Annotated in this window: 14 protein-coding genes; 7 read left to right on the top strand and 7 right to left on the bottom strand. The window is 54.8% G+C overall.

Annotated features, from left to right (window positions below; translation table 11 throughout):
- Window positions 1-191 precede the first annotated feature (191 nt).
- From glyS to AM329_RS19165, 3 genes are all read right to left on the bottom strand, one after another.
- On the bottom strand, window positions 192-2,261 hold the full coding sequence (gene glyS / locus AM329_RS19175) for a glycine--tRNA ligase subunit beta (protein WP_022652021.1): 2,070 nt from the start codon (window positions 2,259-2,261) through the stop codon (window positions 192-194).
- 9 nt (window positions 2,262-2,270) lie between these two features.
- Window positions 2,271-3,182, bottom strand: coding sequence for a glycine--tRNA ligase subunit alpha (gene glyQ, locus AM329_RS19170; RefSeq protein ID WP_003860141.1), 912 nt, complete (start codon window positions 3,180-3,182; stop codon window positions 2,271-2,273).
- A gap of 160 nt (window positions 3,183-3,342) precedes the next feature.
- Entirely contained in the window at window positions 3,343-3,648 is a 306-nt protein-coding gene (locus AM329_RS19165; RefSeq protein WP_017693801.1) for a YsaB family lipoprotein, read from the bottom strand.
- Between the two features lie 184 nt (window positions 3,649-3,832).
- On the opposite strand from AM329_RS19165, the gene AM329_RS19160 reads away from it, so the two are divergent.
- Window positions 3,833-4,828: an acyltransferase gene (locus AM329_RS19160; RefSeq protein WP_032608574.1), complete on the top strand. Its 996-nt coding sequence runs from the start codon at window positions 3,833-3,835 to the stop codon at window positions 4,826-4,828.
- A 52-nt stretch (window positions 4,829-4,880) separates the two neighbouring features.
- Here AM329_RS19160 and xylB read toward each other — a convergent pair whose 3' ends face one another.
- Complete coding sequence (gene xylB / locus AM329_RS19155; RefSeq protein ID WP_032608572.1) at window positions 4,881-6,335, bottom strand: xylulokinase; 1,455 nt, start codon at window positions 6,333-6,335, stop codon at window positions 4,881-4,883.
- A 59-nt stretch (window positions 6,336-6,394) separates the two neighbouring features.
- Window positions 6,395-7,717 carry a xylose isomerase gene (gene xylA / locus AM329_RS19150; RefSeq protein WP_026080557.1) on the bottom strand — a complete coding sequence of 441 codons (1,323 nt, stop codon included), beginning with the start codon at window positions 7,715-7,717 and terminating at the stop codon, window positions 6,395-6,397.
- 371 nt (window positions 7,718-8,088) lie between these two features.
- Between xylA and xylF the strand changes: the two genes are divergently transcribed.
- From xylF to xylR, 4 genes are all read left to right on the top strand, one after another.
- Entirely contained in the window at window positions 8,089-9,081 is a 993-nt protein-coding gene (gene xylF, locus AM329_RS19140) for a D-xylose ABC transporter substrate-binding protein (protein WP_006808602.1), read from the top strand.
- A gap of 72 nt (window positions 9,082-9,153) precedes the next feature.
- Window positions 9,154-10,695, top strand: a complete 1,542-nt coding sequence (locus AM329_RS19135; RefSeq protein WP_015572746.1) for a xylose ABC transporter ATP-binding protein — start codon at window positions 9,154-9,156, stop codon at window positions 10,693-10,695.
- Entirely contained in the window at window positions 10,673-11,854 is a 1,182-nt protein-coding gene (gene xylH / locus AM329_RS19130) for a xylose ABC transporter permease XylH (protein WP_003860151.1), read from the top strand. The genes AM329_RS19135 and xylH overlap by 23 nt, the downstream gene beginning before the upstream one ends.
- Window positions 11,855-11,887: 33 nt before the next feature.
- Window positions 11,888-13,066, top strand: coding sequence for a D-xylose utilization transcriptional activator XylR (xylR, locus tag AM329_RS19125; RefSeq protein ID WP_003860152.1), 1,179 nt, complete (start codon window positions 11,888-11,890; stop codon window positions 13,064-13,066).
- Between the two features lie 35 nt (window positions 13,067-13,101).
- Here xylR and AM329_RS19120 read toward each other — a convergent pair whose 3' ends face one another.
- A complete protein-coding gene (locus tag AM329_RS19120) occupies window positions 13,102-13,926 on the bottom strand; it encodes a protein bax (RefSeq protein ID WP_057979981.1) in 825 nt (274 codons plus the stop codon).
- 314 nt (window positions 13,927-14,240) lie between these two features.
- On the opposite strand from AM329_RS19120, the gene AM329_RS19110 reads away from it, so the two are divergent.
- Together AM329_RS19110 and avtA are read left to right on the top strand one after the other, a co-directional pair.
- Window positions 14,241-16,271, top strand: a complete 2,031-nt coding sequence (locus tag AM329_RS19110; RefSeq protein WP_032608570.1) for an alpha-amylase — start codon at window positions 14,241-14,243, stop codon at window positions 16,269-16,271.
- Window positions 16,272-16,461: 190 nt separating this feature from the next.
- Entirely contained in the window at window positions 16,462-17,715 is a 1,254-nt protein-coding gene (avtA, locus tag AM329_RS19105; protein ID WP_015572749.1) for a valine--pyruvate transaminase, read from the top strand.
- A gap of 7 nt (window positions 17,716-17,722) precedes the next feature.
- On the opposite strand, the gene AM329_RS19100 is transcribed toward avtA, so the two are convergent.
- Window positions 17,723-18,178, bottom strand: a complete 456-nt coding sequence (locus tag AM329_RS19100) for a 4Fe-4S dicluster domain-containing protein (protein ID WP_023323869.1) — start codon at window positions 18,176-18,178, stop codon at window positions 17,723-17,725.
- Window positions 18,179-18,621 lie beyond the last annotated feature (443 nt).

Genomic DNA, 18,621 nt, shown 5'->3' with positions numbered 1-18,621 from the left:
GAGTGTAAATAAGGAAAAGTATCTCAAAGCCAATGACGTCAGAACAAGGCGGCAAGCGAGCGAATCCCGATGAGCTTACATTAGTAAGTGATTCGGGTGAACGAGCGCAGCCAACGCAGTTATGGCGCCATTGGCGAAGAGAGACAGTTTAGTTGCCGTTCTTCCCGCCTGTCAGGGGCGGGTTTTTTACGTTATTGCAGCAGCGAAATATCCGCCACGCGCAGGAACAGCTCACGCAGTTTCTCAAGCATCGAGAGACGGTTAATCCGCAGCTCTTTATCTTCCACGTTCACCATCACCTTCTCGAAGAAGGCGTCGATGACGTCACGCAGCTCCGCCAGCTCCACCAGCGCTTCCTGGTAGCGACCTTCCGCGAAATACGGCTCCAGCTTGTCGCGCAGCACCACAACCTGCATCGCCAGAGAAATCTCTTCCGGCTCTTTCAGGGTTGCAGCGTTTACGCGATCGTTCAGCGTCTCGTCGGATTTCGCGAGGATGTTGGATACGCGCTTGTTAGCCGCGGCCAGCGCAGACGCCGCTTCCAGCGTACGGAAGTGGGATACCGCTTTCATACGCGCATCGAAATCTGCCGGACGGGTCGGACGACGCGCCAGCACCGCCTGAATGGTATCAACGGAGTAACCTTCGTCCTGATACCACGCGCGGAAACGACCGAGCATAAAGTCGATAACATCATCCACAACCTTCGCGTTGGTCAGCTTATCGCCGTACAGACGTACCGCTTCTTCGGTTAGCGTTTGCAGATCGAGGTTCAGGTTCTTCTCAACGATGATTCGCAGCACGCCCAGCGCAGCACGACGCAGCGCGAACGGGTCTTTGTCGCCTTTTGGATGCTGGCCGATACCGAAGATACCCGCCAGGGTGTCCATCTTATCGGCAATCGCCACGGCGCAGGCAACCGGATTGGACGGCAGATCGTCACCGGCAAAGCGCGGCTGATACTGCTCGTTCAGGGCTACCGCCACGTCTTCCGCTTCGCCATCGTGACGCGCGTAGTGCATACCCATCACGCCCTGGGTGTCGGTAAATTCGAACACCATGTTGGTCATCAGGTCGCACTTGGAGAGCAGGCCCGCACGGGTAGCGTGGTTAACGTCGGCGCCAATTTCACGGGCAATCCAGCCGGACAGCTCCGCGATACGGTCGGTTTTGTCGCGCAGCGTACCCAGCTGCTGCTGGAACAGTACAGTTTGCAGACGCGGCAGGTTATCTTCCAGACGTTTTTTACGGTCTGTGTTGAAGAAGAACTCGGCATCCGCCAGACGCGGACGCACCACTTTCTCGTTACCGGAGATAATCTGGCTCGGATCTTTCGATTCGATGTTCGCCACGAAGATGAAGTTTGGCAGCAGCTTGCCGTCGTTGGCGTAAACCGGGAAGTACTTCTGGTCACCCTTCATGGTGTAAACCAGCGCTTCTGCCGGAACGGCCAGGAATTTCTCTTCGAATTTCGCGGTCAGTACAACCGGCCATTCGACCAGCGAGGTCACCTCTTCCAGCAGGCTGTCGCTCAGGTCAGCGTTTCCGCCAATCTTGCGCGCCGCTTCTTCTGCGTCCGCTTTAATTTTGGCTTTACGCTGTTCGTAGTCGGCAATCACTTTACCGCGTTCCAGCAGGATCTGTGGATACTGGTCGGCATTGTCGATGGTGAACTCCGGCTCGCCCATAAAGCGATGGCCGCGGATCACGCGATCGGACGCCACGCCCAGAATGGTCGCCGGGATAACGGTATCGCCCAGCAGCAGGGTCACGGTGTGAACCGGACGCACAAAGTGAACGTCGGACGCGCCCCAGCGCATCAGCTTAGGGATTGGCAATTTTGCCAGCGAGGTCGCGATCATGTCAGGCAGCAGCGCTTCGGCGCTTTCGCCTTTCACATGGGCACGATACAGCAGCCATTCACCTTTGTCGGTGGTCAGACGCTCGGCCTGATCAACGGTGATGCCGCAGCCGCGCGCCCAGCCTTCTGCCGCTTTGCTCGGCTTGCCTTCCGCGTCGAACGCCTGAGCAATGGCCGGGCCACGTTTTTCAACTTCGCGATCCGGCTGGGACGCCGCCAGGTTTGCCACTTTCAGCGCCAGACGACGCGGCGCAGCAAACCACTCAATTTTACCGTGCGCCAGGCCAGCGTTATCCAGCTCAGCAGTGACGTTCGCAGCAAAAGATTCAGCCAGGCTGCGCAGGGCTTTTGGTGGCAGCTCTTCAGTGCCGATTTCCACCAGGAAAGTTTTCTCAGACATGGCCGCCTCTTATTTGTTTCGGTTGCACATCGGGAAGCCAAGGGCTTCACGGGACGCGTAGTAAGCTTCTGCAACGGCTTTGGTCAGGGTACGAATACGCAGAATGTAGCGCTGACGTTCAGTCACGGAGATCGCTTTGCGGGCATCCAGCAGGTTGAAGCTGTGGGCAGCCTTCAGAATACGCTCGTAGGCAGGCAGCGGCAGCGGAGTCTCCAGCGCCAGCAGCTGCTGGGCTTCTTTCTCGTACTGCTCGAAGCAGGTGAACAGGAAGTCCACGTCCGCGTATTCGAAGTTATAGGTGGATTGCTCCACTTCGTTCTGATGGAACACGTCGCCGTAGGTGGTTTTACCCAGCGGGCCGTCGCTCCAGACCAGGTCGTAAACGCTGTCTACGCCCTGAATGTACATGGCCAGACGTTCCAGACCATAGGTGATTTCGCCGGTAATCGGTTTACATTCCAGACCACCAACCTGCTGGAAGTAAGTGAACTGGGTCACTTCCATGCCGTTCAGCCACACTTCCCAACCCAGACCCCAGGCACCCAGCGTTGGGTTTTCCCAGTTATCTTCCACGAAGCGAATGTCGTGAATGGTTGGATCCATACCCAGCTCTTTCAGTGACCCGAGGTACAGTTCCTGAATGTTGTCTGGTGATGGCTTAATCACCACCTGGAACTGATAGTAGTGCTGCAAACGGTTCGGGTTTTCGCCATAACGGCCATCGGTCGGACGACGGGATGGCTGCACATAGGCGGTCGCCATTGGCTCTGGCCCTAACGCGCGCAGGCTGGTCATCGGGTGTGAGGTGCCTGCGCCAACTTCCATGTCCAAAGGTTGAACAATGGTGCAGCCCTGACGAGCCCAGTAATCCTGTAAGGTCAGGATCAGGCCCTGGAAGGTCTTGGTATCAAACTTTTGCATAGTATTTCGTGCTGGATACGTGTGGTTTTAAATGGAAGGGATCAGTATACCCGCTGGCTGCAAGATATACAGTACGAAACGGGGTTGTTTAGGGAAAATTGGGGAATAAGCCCTACAGCCAGAACCTGCGAAGGCTCTGGTTGCTGCTTATACGAGCAATTTAACGCATTGAGAGATGTAAAAACTGGCCGTCTGCATCAAAAGAGCAGACAAAGCCCTCTTTACGCGCCGTATAGCCTTTCAGTTCATAGCTGCCCTGAAAGCGCTCGAAGCCGTTTATATGAATTTTCTGTGCTTCAGAATTATAGCGGTGAGCCGCCTGATCCCTGCACAGCTGTTCCATATTCAGGGAACGCTCCGGGCTCATTTTCCCCTGCTGCGCTTTTTGGACAGGTATCTCCTCAGAAGCACTGCATCCTGTTAATAAGAGCAGCAGAAAGAGTGACACCCCACGCTTCATCATCATTTTTATTACCGCCCTGGTCAGTGGCTGTTATTTTTAGTAGCAACACGTTTATAGATTAAAGTCCGTCATTCTGCGAATCTCGCCAGCTCCCTACAAGTTAGCCTGGCTAAACTCAGAATTTTCCAAGGGAAAAGTTTTACGCAATCGCAGTCACACTTTCTTTATCAGGAATACAGAGGAACTGATGCAGTCAAAAATTAACTGGATTGATAACCTGCGGGGAATAGCCTGTCTGATGGTGGTGATGATCCACACAACGACCTGGTATGTCACGAACGCGCACAGTATCAGCCCTGTTAACTGGGATGTCGCCAATGTTCTGAACTCGGCCTCCCGCGTGAGCGTCCCGCTGTTCTTTATGATTTCCGGTTTTCTCTTTTTTGGCGAGCGTAGTGCACAGCCGAGACATTTCATCCGTATTGTCTCCTGTCTGCTGTTTTACAGCGCGATTTCGCTGCTCTATATCGTCCTGTTCACTTCAATTAACGCTGAACGTTCCCTGCTCAACTTGTTGCAAAAACCGGTGTTCTATCATCTATGGTTTTTCTTCGCGATAATCGTTATTTATCTTGTTTCACCGTTAATTCAGGTAAAAAACGTCAACGGTAAAATGCTGCTGGCGCTGATGGTGGTCATCGGGATCGTGGCCAACCCGAATACCGTCTCACAGAAAATTGATGGCTTTGAATGGCTGCCCGTTAACCTCTATATCACCGGGGATACGTTTTATTACGTGCTGTACGGCATGCTGGGGCGCGCCATTGGCATGATGGAGACGCAAAAGCGAGGAATAAACTGGCTATGCGCGGCCGCGTTTCTCGTCGGTGTGTTTATTATCTCTCGCGGGACGCTGCATGAGCTGCAATGGCGCGGCAACTTTGCCGATACCTGGTATCTGTACTGCGGCCCGATGGTCTTTATCTGCGCAATCTCTCTGCTGACGCTGGTTAAAAACACCCTGAATGCCCGCCCGCTTCCGGTGCTGGGGTTTATCTCTCGCCACTCGCTGGGCATTTACGGTTTTCACGCGCTGGTGATCCACGCCCTGCGCACCCGCGGCGTTGAGCTTAAAAGCTGGCCGGTGCTGGATATTGTCTGGATATTTACCGTTACGCTGGTTGTCAGCCTGCTGCTCTCAATGCTGCTGCAACGCATCGATACGCGCCGGTTTGTGAGCTAACCCGGTTGAAGGCTGGCAGGCCGGGTAAGCGTTAGCGCCACCCGGCTCCTGTTTATGACATTAGCGGTAAAAGCTGCTGATAGATTTTGCGGAAAACGTCTCGTCTTTCAGCGTAGCGAGCATGATTTTTCGCATCAGGACGATGCTGCTGTTCAAGCGGCAGCTGAGGCAAAAGCTGGGGCAGTGGTTTATCCCGGTTCAGCGCAATTTGCGCCAGCCGTGCCGCACCAAGCGCCGGGCCGACATCGCCTCCCGTACGATAGTCCAGCTGCAACCCGCTGATATCGGAAAGCATTTGCCGCCAGTAGCTGCTTCGCGCACCGCCGCCAATTAACGTAATGCTGGATGGCGTAAGTCCACAGTCATGCACGACATCCATTCCGTCCGCCAGAGCATAGCCAACGCCTTCAAGCACCGCGCGCGCCAGCTCTGCCGGGCCATGCTGATGGGTAAGACCGAAGAACACCCCTTTCGCTTCCGGGTTGTTATGAGGCGTCCGCTCGCCGGAAAGGTACGGTAAAAACCAGACCGCACCGGCATTATCATCCGCCTGCTGTGCCGCTGCGATAAGCGCCGGGACGTCCGCCATTCCGGTTAGTTTTGCCGCCCAGTCGAGGCAGGAAGCCGCGCTCAGCATCACCGACATTAAATGCCATTTACCCGGCAACGCGTGGCAGAAGCTGTGTACGGCGCTTCCAGGATTGCTACGATACCCGTCACTGACGGCAAAATAGACGCCGGAGGTACCGAGCGAGAGCATAGCCTGTCCTGCCTCGACCATCCCCACGCCGACCGCCCCCGCCGCATTATCGCCGCCGCCGGCGACGACGGGTACGGCTGGCATATTCCAGCGTTCAGCAACAGAAGGCTGCAAAGCGCCCGTGATTTCGCTGCCTTCAAACAGCGCAGGCATATGATCGCGCGTCAGCTGGCAGGCATCCAGCATCGCCTCGCTCCAGTCCCGTTTCGCCACGTCGAGCCACATCGTGCCCGCGGCGTCAGACATGTCGCTGGCAAAATCCCCCGTCATGCGAAAACGCAGGTAGTCTTTCGGCAACAGAACCTTCGCCACCTGGCGAAAAATCTCAGGCTCATGGCGCTGCACCCACAGGAGTTTTGGCGCGGTAAAACCGGGCATCATCAGGTTGCCCGTAATCTCGCGGGACGCAGGCACGCGTTCCTCAAGGATCGCGCACTCTTCCGCACAGCGGCCATCGTTCCAGAGAATAGCCGGGCGCAGAACGCGATGCTGGCTATCCAGCAACGTTGCGCCATGCATTTGCCCGGCAATGCCCAGCGCCTTAACGCCGCGCAGGCTGTGCTGCTCGCCTAAGGCTTTCATCGCGCGGTCCGTCGCCTGCCACCACTGCTCCGGATCTTGTTCCGACCAAAGCGGATGCGGGCGTGAAACCTGCAACTTTTCAGTCTGCGTGGCTAACACATCGCCCTGCTCGCTTAACAGGATGGCTTTCACCCCCGACGTGCCAAGATCGATCCCGATATACATGTGGTGACTCCTTTGACAGAAATGCCCGGTGGCGCAGCGCTTACCGGGCATGAATGCTGTTATTTATCGAACAGGTAGTGATTGACCAGGTTTTCCAGCAGCTCCTGATGGCCGCTCTGATGCTGCGGCGCAAGCTGATGCTGTTCAGCGTACTTCGCGATCTCCGCAAGCGATAACTGACCTTTCAAAATTTGCTGGCCCAGCTCACTGTTCCAGCCGCTGTAGCGCTTCGCCACGCGCTTATCCAGCTCACCGTCTTCAATCATACGGGCTGCCACTTTCAGCGCCAGCGCCATGGTGTCCATCGCGCCAATATGCCCGTAGAACAGATCGTATTTGTCGGTGCTCTGGCGACGCACTTTGGCGTCGAAGTTCAGGCCGCCGGTGGTGAAACCGCCCGCTTTGATGATCTCGTACATCACCAGCGCATTCTCTTCCACGCTGTTCGGGAACTGGTCGGTATCCCAGCCCAGCTGTGGATCGCCACGGTTAGCATCGACAGAGCCGAAGATGCCCAGCGCAATCGCAGAGGCAATTTCGTGATGGAACGAGTGGCCCGCCAGGGTAGCGTGATTAGCCTCAATATTCACTTTGATCTCTTTTTCCAGACCAAACTGCTTCAGGAAGCCATACACGGTGGCGACATCATAATCATACTGATGCTTGGTTGGCTCCTGTGGTTTTGGCTCAATCAGCAGCGTGCCGCGGAAACCGATTTTGTGTTTGTGGTCCACCACCATCTGCATAAAGCGACCAATCTGCTCACGCTCCTGACGCAGGTCGGTATTCAGCAGCGTTTCATATCCTTCACGACCGCCCCAGAGTACATAGTTCTCACCGCCCAGCTGATGCGTGGCGTTCATCGCAGTCACGACCTGGGTTGCCGCCCAGCTGAAGACTTCCGGATCCGGGTTGGTTGCCGCGCCCGCGCCATAGCGAGGGTTGGTAAAGCAGTTAGCCGTACCCCAGAGCAGCTTGACGCCACTTTGCTGCTGTTTTTCAGCCAGTACGTCGACCATCTGCGCGAAGTTGTTCAGATACTCTTTCAGCGATGCCCCTTCCGGCGACACGTCCACATCGTGGAAACAGTAGTACGGCACGTTCAGCTTATGGAAGAACTCGAACGCGACGTCGGCTTTACGCTTCGCCAGCTCAATGGCCTCGCCCGGCTGTTGCCATGGACGGTCAAAAGAGCCCACGCCGAACATATCGGCACCGTTCCAGCAGAAGGTGTGCCAGTAGCAGGCGGCAAAGCGCAAGTGATCTTCCATGCGCTTACCCAGCACCAGCTCATCCGGGTTGTAGTGACGAAATGCTAAAGGATTGGTCGTTTTCGTGCCTTCGAAACGAACGCGATCGAGTTGGTCGAAATAAGCTTGCATATTGAGCTCCATAATCAGGGTATGCGGCGTGGTCTTGCTTCTGGAGTAATAGTGAATAGACATTGGAGGTTGCTCAATTACGTTATTTCACACTGCTATTGAGAGAATGCGCAATTGTGCGCTGGCTCGCAAAATAATGTGCAGACAAACTATTTTTCGGCGCGCATTCCAGAATCAAATGTAATTAATAGGTTACGCTTTTTAAAATCCGATCGCGGTCATAAATTCAGAAATAAACCAAATATCGTAATGAGAAGATAAAAATCTGTAATTGCCAGCAGGCCTTTCCACGTTAAAAATTTGCTGCGTCTCAGCAGTGAATGTTTCTTTTATCTCAGCTACACATACCCCTACAAAAAGGCCTAATAATTATGAAGATAAAGAACCTGACCCTAACGCTCTGCACTACTCTCCTGCTTGCAAGCTTTGCCGGCCACGCCAAAGAGGTCAAAATCGGCATGGCGATTGATGACTTACGCCTGGAGCGCTGGCAAAAAGATCGCGATATCTTTGTTAAAAAAGCGGAATCTCTCGGCGCGGAGGTGTTCGTTCAGTCCGCTAACGGCAACGAAGAGACGCAAATGTCGCAAATCGAGAATATGATCAACCGTGGCGTCGATGTGCTGGTCATTATCCCGTATAACGGCCAGGTATTAAGCAACGTGGTGAAAGAAGCGAAACAGGAAGGCATAAAAGTCCTGGCTTATGACCGCATGATTAATAATGCCGACATTGATTATTATATTTCGTTCGACAATGAAAAGGTGGGCGAATTACAGGCTAAAAGCCTGGTCGCAAAAGTGCCTCAGGGGAATTATTTCCTGATGGGCGGCTCGCCCGTGGATAACAACGCCAAACTGTTCCGCCAGGGACAAATGAAAGTGCTGAAGCCGTATATCGACGAGGGCAAAATTAAAGTCGTCGGCGACCAGTGGGCTGACGGCTGGTTACCGGAAAACGCGCTGAAAATTATGGAAAACGCGTTGACTGCAAATAACAACAAAATCGATGCGGTGGTGGCCTCTAACGATGCCACTGCGGGTGGCGCCATTCAGGCGCTGAGCGCGCAGGGTCTGGCCGGGAAAGTCGCTATTTCCGGACAGGACGCCGACCTTGCGGGTGTAAAACGCATCATCGCGGGTACCCAGACCATGACGGTGTATAAGCCCATTACCGAGCTTGCCAATACGGCCGCCGAAATTGCCGTTGAGCTGGGCAATGGCCAGCAACCTAAAGCAGACGCGACGTTAAATAACGGCCTGAAAGACGTACCTGCTCGCCTGCTTACCCCTATCGAAGTCAACAAAGAGAATATTGACGCCACCGTGGTGAAAGACGGTTTCCATAAGAAGAGTGAACTGTAATCCAGCGCAGCCCCTGCCCGGCAGGGGCGCATCGACCTGCCCTGTACATCTGTCGGGCCATGCGGAGCAGTTATGTCTTATTTACTTGAAATGAAAAGCATCACCAAAGCCTTCGGGGCGGTGAAAGCAGTCGATAACGTAAGCCTGCGGCTGAATCCCGGCGAAGTGATGTCGCTGTGCGGCGAAAATGGCTCGGGAAAATCCACGCTGATGAAAGTGTTGTGCGGGATCTATCCGCACGGCAGCTACGAGGGCGAAATCGTCTTTGCCGGCGAGGTGCTCCAGGCCACGCACATTCGCGATACCGAACGTAAAGGCATCGCTATTATTCACCAGGAGCTGGCGCTGGTGAAGCACCTTACCGTGCTGGAAAATATTTTTCTCGGCGCCGAACTCTCACGCCACGGCGTACTGGATTACGACACCATGACGCTGCGCTGCGAAAAACTGCTGGCCCAGGTGAGCCTGGCTATCTCACCGGATACGCGCGTGGGCGACTTAGGTTTGGGCCAGCAGCAGCTGGTGGAGATCGCCAAGGCGCTGAACAAGCAGGTACGCCTGCTGATCCTCGACGAGCCAACCGCCTCACTCACCGAACAGGAAACCGCCGTTCTGCTCAATATCATCCGCGACCTGCAAAACCACGGTATCGCCTGCATCTATATTTCGCACAAGCTCAATGAGGTGAAAGCTATTTCCGACACCATCTGCGTCATCCGCGACGGGCAGCACATTGGCACGCGTGAAGCAGAAGGCATGAGCGAAGATGACATCATCACCATGATGGTGGGTCGCGAACTCACCGCACTGTATCCCAACGAACCACACACCATAGGCGAAGAACTCCTGCGCGTGGAAAACCTGACGGCGTGGCATCCCGTTAACCGCCACATCAAGCGCGTGGATAACCTCTCCTTCTCGCTGCACCGCGGCGAAATTCTCGGTATTGCGGGTTTAGTGGGTGCCGGAAGAACCGAGGCCGTGCAGTGTCTGTTTGGCGTCTGGCCGGGGCGCTGGGAAGGCAAAATTTATATCGACGGTCAGCCGGTAAAAATCGACAACTGCCAGCAGGCCATTGCCAAAGGCATTGCTATGGTGCCCGAAGACCGCAAAAAAGACGGCATCGTGCCGGTCATGGCGGTGGGAAAAAATATCACGCTGGCGGCGCTCAGCCAGTTTTCCGGCGCGCTGAGCAGCCTGGATGATGCCGCAGAACAGCAGTGTATTCTTCAGTCACTTGCCAGGCTCAAGGTGAAAACCTCCTCGCCGGAACTGGCGATAGGTCGCCTGAGCGGCGGCAACCAGCAGAAAGCGATTCTGGCGCGCTGCCTGTTGCTTAATCCGCGCATTTTAATTCTGGACGAACCCACGCGCGGGATCGATATCGGCGCGAAGTATGAAATCTACAAGCTGATCAACCAGCTTGTGCAGCAAGGGATTGCCGTCATTGTTATCTCGTCCGAATTGCCTGAAGTGCTGGGGCTGAGCGACCGCGTGCTGGTCATGCATGAAGGGAAACTCAAAGCCAACCTGAACAACCAGAACCTGACGCAAGAGCAGGTGATGGAAGCTGCCTTAAGGAGCGAACGCCATGTCGAAAAGCAACCCGTCTGATATCAAAGTCGCTGTTCCGACGCCCGGTGCGTTCGCAGGACTTAAATCGCTGAATCTGCAAGTTTTTGTAATGATTGCCGCCATTATCGTGATCATGTTGTTCTTTACCTGGATGACCGATGGCTCCTATTTGAGCGCACGTAACGTTTCTAACCTGCTGCGTCAGACCGCCATCACCGGGATCCTGGCGGTGGGGATGGTCTTTGTGATTATCTCAGCGGAAATTGACCTGTCAGTAGGGTCGATGATGGGTCTGCTCGGCGGCGTGGCGGCAATTTTTGACGTCTGGCTCGGCTGGCCGCTGCCGCTGACGATTGCGGTCACGCTGGTACTGGGTCTGCTGCTGGGGGCGTGGAATGGCTGGTGGGTGGCCTACCGTAAGGTCCCGTCGTTTATCGTCACCTTAGCGGGGATGCTGGCCTTCCGCGGCATTCTGATTGGGATCACCAACGGCACTACCGTCTCCCCGACCAGCGCCTCGATGTCCCAGATTGGCCAAAGCTACCTCTCTGATGGCGTCGGTTTTACGATCGGCGTGGTTGGGCTGATGGCGTTTGTCGCGTGGCAATGGCGAGGACGCATGCGTCGCCAGGCGCTGGGGCTGGCCTCGCCTGCTTCAACCTCGGTTGTCGGCCGTCAGGCGCTTACTGCGGTGATTGTACTGGGCGCCATCTGGCTGTTAAACGATTATCGCGGCGTCCCAACGCCCGTTCTGCTGCTGGCGCTGTTGCTGTTAGGTGGGATGTTTATGGCCACGCGTACCGCATTCGGTCGCCGTATTTATGCCATCGGTGGCAATCTCGAAGCCGCGCGTTTGTCCGGCATTAACGTAGAACGCACCAAACTCGCCGTCTTTGCCATCAACGGCCTGATGGTGGCCATCGCGGGGCTGATCCTCAGCTCACGTTTGGGGGCGGGCTCCCCCTCTGCCGGTAATATTGCCGAGCTGGACGCCATCGCCGCCTGCGTGATTGGCGGGACCAGCCTCGCCGGGGGCATTGGCAGCGTGGCGGGGGCGGTGATGGGCGCATTTATTATGGCTTCGCTGGATAACGGGATGAGTATGATGGACGTGCCGACGTTTTGGCAGTATATCGTCAAGGGTGCCATTCTTTTGCTGGCAGTCTGGATGGACTCTGCCACCAAGCGGCGCGCCTGATAACAGTATCGTGACTAATTTGGGAAATAAGCCATGTTTGAAAAGCGTCACCGCATTACGTTGTTATTCAATGCCAACAAAGCCTATGACCGGCAGGTGGTTGAAGGGGTTGGCGAATATTTGCAGGCGTCGCAATCCGAATGGGATATTTTCATCGAAGAAGATTTCCGTACCCGTCTGGAGAACATCAAAGACTGGCTGGGCGACGGGGTCATCGCTGACTTTGACGACCCCGTGATTGAACAGTTGCTGAGTGGCGTTGACGTGCCTATCGTGGGCGTTGGCGGCTCTTATCATACACCGGAACATTATCCTCCCGTTCACTACATCGCCACGGATAACCATGCTCTGGTCGAGACCGCCTTCCTCCATTTAAAGGAGAAAGGCGTCCATCGTTTTGCGTTTTACGGATTGCCCGCCACGAGCGGAAAGCGCTGGGCGATGGAGCGTGAGTATGCCTTCTGCCAGCTGGTTGCCCAGGAGAAGTATCGCGGCGTCGTTTATCAGGGGCTGGAAACCGCGCCAGAAAACTGGCAGCACGCACAAAATCGTCTGGCTGACTGGCTGCAAACGCTGCCGCCCCAGACAGGGATTATCGCCGTGACGGACGCCCGCGCCCGCCACGTATTACAGGTGTGCGAACATTTGCATATTCCGGTGCCTGAAAAGCTGTGCGTGATTGGTATTGATAACGAAGAGCTTACGCGCTATCTGTCGCGCGTGGCGCTCTCATCCGTGGCTCAGGGTACCCGTCAGATGGGCTATCAGGCCGCAAAGCTGCTGCACAGACTGTTAGACAACGAATCCCTGCCGCTCCAGCGTCTGCTGGTTCCTCCCGTTCGCGTGGTCGAACGTCGCTCAACTGACTACCGCTCATTAAACGATCCGGCCGTGATTCAGGCGATGCACTACATTCGCAATCATGCCTGCAAAGGGATTAAGGTCGATCAGGTGCTCGATTCGGTCGGCATATCACGTTCGAATCTGGAGAAGCGGTTTAAAGAGGAAGTGGGTGAGACGATCCACGCCGTGATCCATGCGGAAAAGCTGGAGAAAGCGCGCAGTCTGCTGATCTCCACCTCGCTGTCGATCAACGAGATTTCACAGATGTGTGGCTATCCGTCGCTTCAGTATTTCTATTCGGTGTTCAGGAAAGAGTATGACACCACGCCGAAGGAGTACCGTGAACGGTACAGTGAAGTCCTGCTCTAGAAAAAAGAACGCCTTCCAGTGGAAGGCGTTTTTCATTACATATGTGCGGCAATCAGACGCTGGTTATCCTGGTACATGGAGAACAGGTAATTGTTATAACGCTGTCCCTGAGTGGAATAACCTTTCAGCTTATGGATCATCGCCGTGGCCGTCACTTCCTGATCCGCCTTACGCAGCTGAGCGCGTGACTTACGGAACGAGGAATAGGCCGGGTGGGTGTTCAGGTTCACCACGTAGGCATTCACGGAATCTTTCACCGATTCAAACTGTGAATAGCCCTTCACCTTGCCGGGCGCGTTAGTACAACGACCTTTTACGCATTTCATGCCAAACAGATTGTTGTTGTTGCGCGCCAGCTTCGAGGTGCCCCAACCGCTTTCGGCGGCGGCCATTGTCGCGACCATACTGCCTGGAATGATGTCCACACGTTCTAACAGTGAGTTCCAAGGCACGCGACGCGTGTTCCCGCTCCACTTCACTTTATAGCGTTTGGCGATATCTTTCAGGCGAGTGCGCTCAGACGGCGACCAGCGGCTGTCGTACTGTTTGGAGATCAGCCAGTTACGATCCGCAGTAATCGCGGCATTTTGGCTTTTAATGTAAGGCATTACCGTCCGGAGAAACGCTTTTTTCCTTGGTGTCCCGGAAGGGTATTTTCGCAAATCAGGAAGTGAACTACTCTTTGCACTATTGCGAGAATACTCTTGTTTACTGCTAACCTTACTGCTTGTCGTCTTTATTACGTGGGCTTTCTTACTCGTTGTATCCGTGTGCGTCTTTGCAAGCACCTCACCTGAAAATGCCATGGTGAGTAACATGAGCATCGCGGCCCCATATCGTCGAATGGGAGTCGATATCATTAGGTCTCCTGGTCGGATATAAACATTCCAACACCTTATTTTCTTCAAAAATTTGAGAGCGGAATCTCAAATCGTACCAAAAATAGTCTTCAAGAGCACGTCTATAAATAGTCCAATTCCGAAACTATGTCATCCGGAACATGCTCATTAAAGCATCAACGCTGGAAAAATGTGCGCGATATCGCAGATAACTGCCTAATTTTGCGCGGGATCACTCATCCCTTCGCGTCCTCCTGGCAGAAAGCCGTAGAGGAGGAGTTTTTCCCCTGAGCCGAATGGCACACTGGTCAAAAATGCCGCGACAGGAAAATGGAATGAAACGCACTGCATTAGCTGTTCTGATGTTACCCGCATTCGCGCATGCCGACTGGTCATCGCCGGGATTTAACGCGTTTAGCGCTGAAGGTACCGGCGTCTTTACCAGCCAGGCAACGCTTGCGAAGGGTACCCGCCCGCTGACGGTGAGTCTTGATAACGCGTGCTGGCAGCCGACAGGTGCCATTAAACTCAACGAGATGCTGTCACTCAAACCCTGCGAAGGCGCCCCACCGCAGTGGCGGTTATTCCGTGACGGCGTTTATCAGATGCGTATTGATACGCGCTCGGGAACGCCGACGCTGATGTTGACAGTACAAAGTGCGGCGCCACAGCCTGTCGCAAACGTTACCCGCCAGTGCCCGAAGTGGGACGGCAAACCGCTCACGATCGATGTCGTTAACACCTTTCCGGAAGGCACGGTGGTGCGTGATTTTTACAGCAAACAGACCGCGACCGTTCAAAACGGCAAAGTAACTCTTCAGCCAGCCGCCAACAGCAATGGCCTGCTGCTGCTTGAACGCGCCGAGACGGACAAACCCGCGCCGTTCAGCTGGCAAAACGCCACCGTCTATTTCGTGCTGACCGATCGCTTCGTAAATGGCGACCCCACCAACGACAACAGCTATGGCCGCCATAAAGATGGTATGCAGGAGATAGGTACTTTCCACGGCGGCGATCTGAAAGGGCTTACCAGCAAACTGGATTACCTTCAGCAACTGGGCGTGAATGCGCTCTGGATAAGCTCGCCGCTGGAACAGATCCACGGCTGGGTGGGCGGCGGCACCAAGGGGGATTTCCCTCACTACGCCTATCACGGCTATTACACTCAGGACTGGACGAAGCTCGACGCCAACATGGGCAACGAAGATGATTTACGCCAGCTTGTCGACGACGCGCACAGGCGCGGTATCCGCGTCCTGTTTGACATTGTCATGAACCACGCGGGTTATGCGACGCTTGCAGATATGCAGGAGTATCAGTTTGGCGCGCTCTATTTGCAGGGCGATGAACTGAAAAAAACCCTCGGCGAGCGCTGGACTGACTGGAAGCCAGGAGCGGGGCAAAGCTGGCACAGCTTCAACGATTACATCAACTTCAGTGACAAAGCCGCATGGGAAAAATGGTGGGGTAAAAAATGGATCCGTACCGATATCGGTGATTACGACAACCCGGGCTTTGACGATCTGACCATGTCGCTGGCCTTCCTGCCTGATCTGAAAACGGAATCTAAGATCCCGTCAGGTTTGCCGAACTTTTATCAACACAAGCCCGACACCAACGCGAAAGTGATGACGAATTTCACGCCGCGAGATTACCTGACTCACTGGCTTAGCCAGTGGGTACGTGACTACGGCATCGACGGTTTCCGGGTCGATACCGCTAAGCACGTTGAGCCTGAAGCCTGGCAGCAACTGAAAAACCAGGCCAGCCAGGCGCTGGCCGCGTGGAAAGCCGCCAACCCGGACAAAAAACTCGACGATGCGCCGTTCTGGATGACCGGTGAATCCTGGGGCCACGGCGTGATGCAGAGCGATTATTACCGCCACGGCTTCGATGCGATGATCAATTTTGACTATCAGGAGCAGGCGGCAAAAGCGGTGGACTGCCTGGCCGATATGGATTTGACCTGGCAGCAAATGGCAGAAAAGCTGCAAAGTTTTAATGTGCTGAGCTATCTCTCCTCCCATGATACGCGTCTGTTCCGTGAAGGGGGCCAGCGCGCCGCTGAGTTACTGTTGCTGGCGCCGGGAAGCGTACAGATCTATTACGGCGATGAATCAGAGCGTCCATTCGGCCCTACGGGCTCCGATCCGCTACAGGGGACCCGTTCGGATATGAACTGGCAGGACGTCACGGGTAAACAGGCGTTAACTGTCGCCCACTGGCAGCTTCTGGGGCAGTTCCGCGCCCGTCATCCGGCGGTGGGTGAAGGCAAGCAAACAACGCTGTCAATGAAAGAAGGCTACGGCTTTGTGCGCGAGCACAAGGGCGATAAGGTGATGGTGGTTTGGGCGGGTAATCAATAGACCCCCCACCCTAACCCTCTCCCCAAAGGGGAGAGGGCCGGGGTGAGGGGTATTCACCAGAATAATTCACCACACAAATACAAATCTACCACATAAAACAACAAATCCGACCACATTCGCCGATTTGCACCAACACGGTGCTGGCGTTATGGTTACTGCCTTTCATATTAAGCCCGACAGATCACCTGCTATGACGTTTTCACTTTTCGGCGACAAATTTACCCGCCATTCAGGCATTACCCGCCTGATGGAGGACCTCAACGACGGGCTGCGCACCCCAGGCGCTATCATGCTTGGCGGCGGAAACCCGGCTCAAATTCCGGAGATGAACACCTACTTCCAGACGCTGCTGGCAGAGATGCTGGAAAACGGTAAAGCAACCGATGCGCTATGTAATTACGACGGCCCTCAGGGTAAAACAGAACTACTGACGCTTCTGGCGGCAATGCTGCGGGAAGCGCTGGGTTGGGATATCGAACCACAGAATATTGCACTGACAAACGGCAGTCAGAGCGCGTTTTTCTACTTATTCAATCTGTTCGCCGGACGCCGCGCCGATGGCACCACGAAAAAAGTGCTGTTCCCGCTGGCACCGGAATATATTGGCTATGCCGATGCCGGCCTCGAAGAAGACCTGTTTGTTTCCGCACGTCCGAATATCGAGTTGCTGCCAGAGGGCCAGTTCAAATATCACGTCGATTTTGAACATCTGCATATCGGTGAAGAGACGGGCATGATCTGCGTATCACGTCCCACCAACCCGACGGGCAACGTGATCACCGACGACGAGCTGATGAAGCTGGATGCGCTGGCGAATCAGCACGGCATCCCGCTGGTGATCGATAACGCCTATGGCGTACCGTTCCCGGGGATCATATTCAGCGAAGCGCGTCCGCTATGGAACCCGAATATCATCCTCTGCATGAGCCTCTCTAAGCTGGGCCTGCCGGGCAGCCGTTGCGGCATTATCATTGCTAACGAGAAAATCATCACCGCCATTACCAACATGAACGGCATTATCAGCCTTTCGCCTGGCGGCATCGGCCCGGCGATGATGTGCGAGATGATCAGGCGTAACGACCTGCTGCGCCTGTCGAATGAGGTGATTAAGCCGTTTTACTCTCAGCGCGTTCAGGAAACTATAGCCATCCTTCGCCGCTACTTACCGGAAGAACGCTGCCTGATCCATAAACCGGAAGGGGCAATTTTCCTGTGGCTGTGGTTTAAGGATCTGCCCATTACGACAGAGCTGCTTTATCAGCGTCTGAAAAAACGTGGCGTACTGATGGTGCCAGGGGATTACTTCTTCCCGGGGCTGGATAAGCCGTGGCCGCACACGCACCAGTGCATGCGTATGAACTACGTCCCGGACCCGGAAAAAATCGAAGCGGGTGTGAAAATTCTCGCCGAAGAGATTGAGAACGCCTGGCGCGAGGCCGGTTAATAAAACCTCAGGCCAGATTACGCAGCCGTTCCGCGCGTAATCTGGCGGGGTCTATGCAGCGCAGCGCGTGGGTGGGACAGGCTTCGACGCAGGCGGGACCGCTCTCGCGATGCGCGCACAAATCACATTTCAGCGCCTGAACGCGATCTTCCACGACCCGAACCTGCATTGCCCCGAACGGGCACGCCACCATACAGCTTTTGCAGCCGATACAGCGCGATTGCTTAACGAGCCAGGCTCCCGCAGCGTGGTGAATGGCCCCCGTCGGGCAGACATTCGCGCAGGGCGCATCTTCACACTGGTGGCAGCCCACCGCCGTAGTGAAGGTTCCCCCCTTAACCACGCGGATCCGTGACGTAAGCGCTTCTGGCGTGGCGCTGCTTTGATGCGACATCATGCACGCTACCTCACAGGTACGGCACCCGATACATTTTTCAGGATCCGCCAGGATAAATCGGTTCATGGATAACGCCTCGCGCAGGTTAAAAGTCAGTTCCGTTGAATTATCGTTAGCGCATCATACCTTGCGTGCGAATCGTTAAGGATGCTGTGGGTCAAAGAGCGGGCGCGGATACTTTTAGCTTACCCGAAGGTGCGCCAACAGGCGGAGGGGATCGGTTATCAGGCGCAGGGCTCTAATGCTACCCTCACTCCGTGGTTTAGCTGGGCAAACCGGCGTGGAGAGGAAATGCGGTTATAGGTGAATGTAGGCATAATTTGAAAAAATAAAATAGCTTTATATATATAATATACTTAATAAGCTCGGCGTTAACGGGCTTATTTTCTTTTATTCAATTTAATCACTCTGTGATCCAAACCCCGGAATCGTTTTTTTTGCTGTTAACTCCCCATGGAGTTCATTGAATGGCATGCATTTTGATGCTATTTCATCAGGACACACAGTAT

Origin of the sequence: Enterobacter cloacae complex sp. AR_0002 (assembly GCF_001922365.1) — a bacterium.
GTDB lineage: Bacteria > Pseudomonadota > Gammaproteobacteria > Enterobacterales > Enterobacteriaceae > Enterobacter > Enterobacter hormaechei_C.
This window is presented reverse-complemented; position numbering and strand designations above follow the sequence as displayed.

What these genes read in the sequence shown, in the direction of transcription:
- glyS (WP_022652021.1), bottom strand. Translation starts at nt 2,261, where the DNA reads ATGTCTGAGAAAACTTTCCTGGTGGAAATCGGCACTGAAGAGCTGCCA.
- glyQ (WP_003860141.1), bottom strand. Translation starts at nt 3,182, where the DNA reads ATGCAAAAGTTTGATACCAAGACCTTCCAGGGCCTGATCCTGACCTTA.
- AM329_RS19165 (WP_017693801.1), bottom strand. Translation starts at nt 3,648, where the DNA reads ATGATGATGAAGCGTGGGGTGTCACTCTTTCTGCTGCTCTTATTAACA.
- AM329_RS19160 (WP_032608574.1), top strand. Translation starts at nt 3,833, where the DNA reads ATGCAGTCAAAAATTAACTGGATTGATAACCTGCGGGGAATAGCCTGT.
- xylB (WP_032608572.1), bottom strand. Translation starts at nt 6,335, where the DNA reads ATGTATATCGGGATCGATCTTGGCACGTCGGGGGTGAAAGCCATCCTG.
- xylA (WP_026080557.1), bottom strand. Translation starts at nt 7,717, where the DNA reads ATGCAAGCTTATTTCGACCAACTCGATCGCGTTCGTTTCGAAGGCACG.
- xylF (WP_006808602.1), top strand. Translation starts at nt 8,089, where the DNA reads ATGAAGATAAAGAACCTGACCCTAACGCTCTGCACTACTCTCCTGCTT.
- AM329_RS19135 (WP_015572746.1), top strand. Translation starts at nt 9,154, where the DNA reads ATGTCTTATTTACTTGAAATGAAAAGCATCACCAAAGCCTTCGGGGCG.
- xylH (WP_003860151.1), top strand. Translation starts at nt 10,673, where the DNA reads ATGTCGAAAAGCAACCCGTCTGATATCAAAGTCGCTGTTCCGACGCCC.
- xylR (WP_003860152.1), top strand. Translation starts at nt 11,888, where the DNA reads ATGTTTGAAAAGCGTCACCGCATTACGTTGTTATTCAATGCCAACAAA.
- AM329_RS19120 (WP_057979981.1), bottom strand. Translation starts at nt 13,926, where the DNA reads ATGATATCGACTCCCATTCGACGATATGGGGCCGCGATGCTCATGTTA.
- AM329_RS19110 (WP_032608570.1), top strand. Translation starts at nt 14,241, where the DNA reads ATGAAACGCACTGCATTAGCTGTTCTGATGTTACCCGCATTCGCGCAT.
- avtA (WP_015572749.1), top strand. Translation starts at nt 16,462, where the DNA reads ATGACGTTTTCACTTTTCGGCGACAAATTTACCCGCCATTCAGGCATT.
- AM329_RS19100 (WP_023323869.1), bottom strand. Translation starts at nt 18,178, where the DNA reads ATGAACCGATTTATCCTGGCGGATCCTGAAAAATGTATCGGGTGCCGT.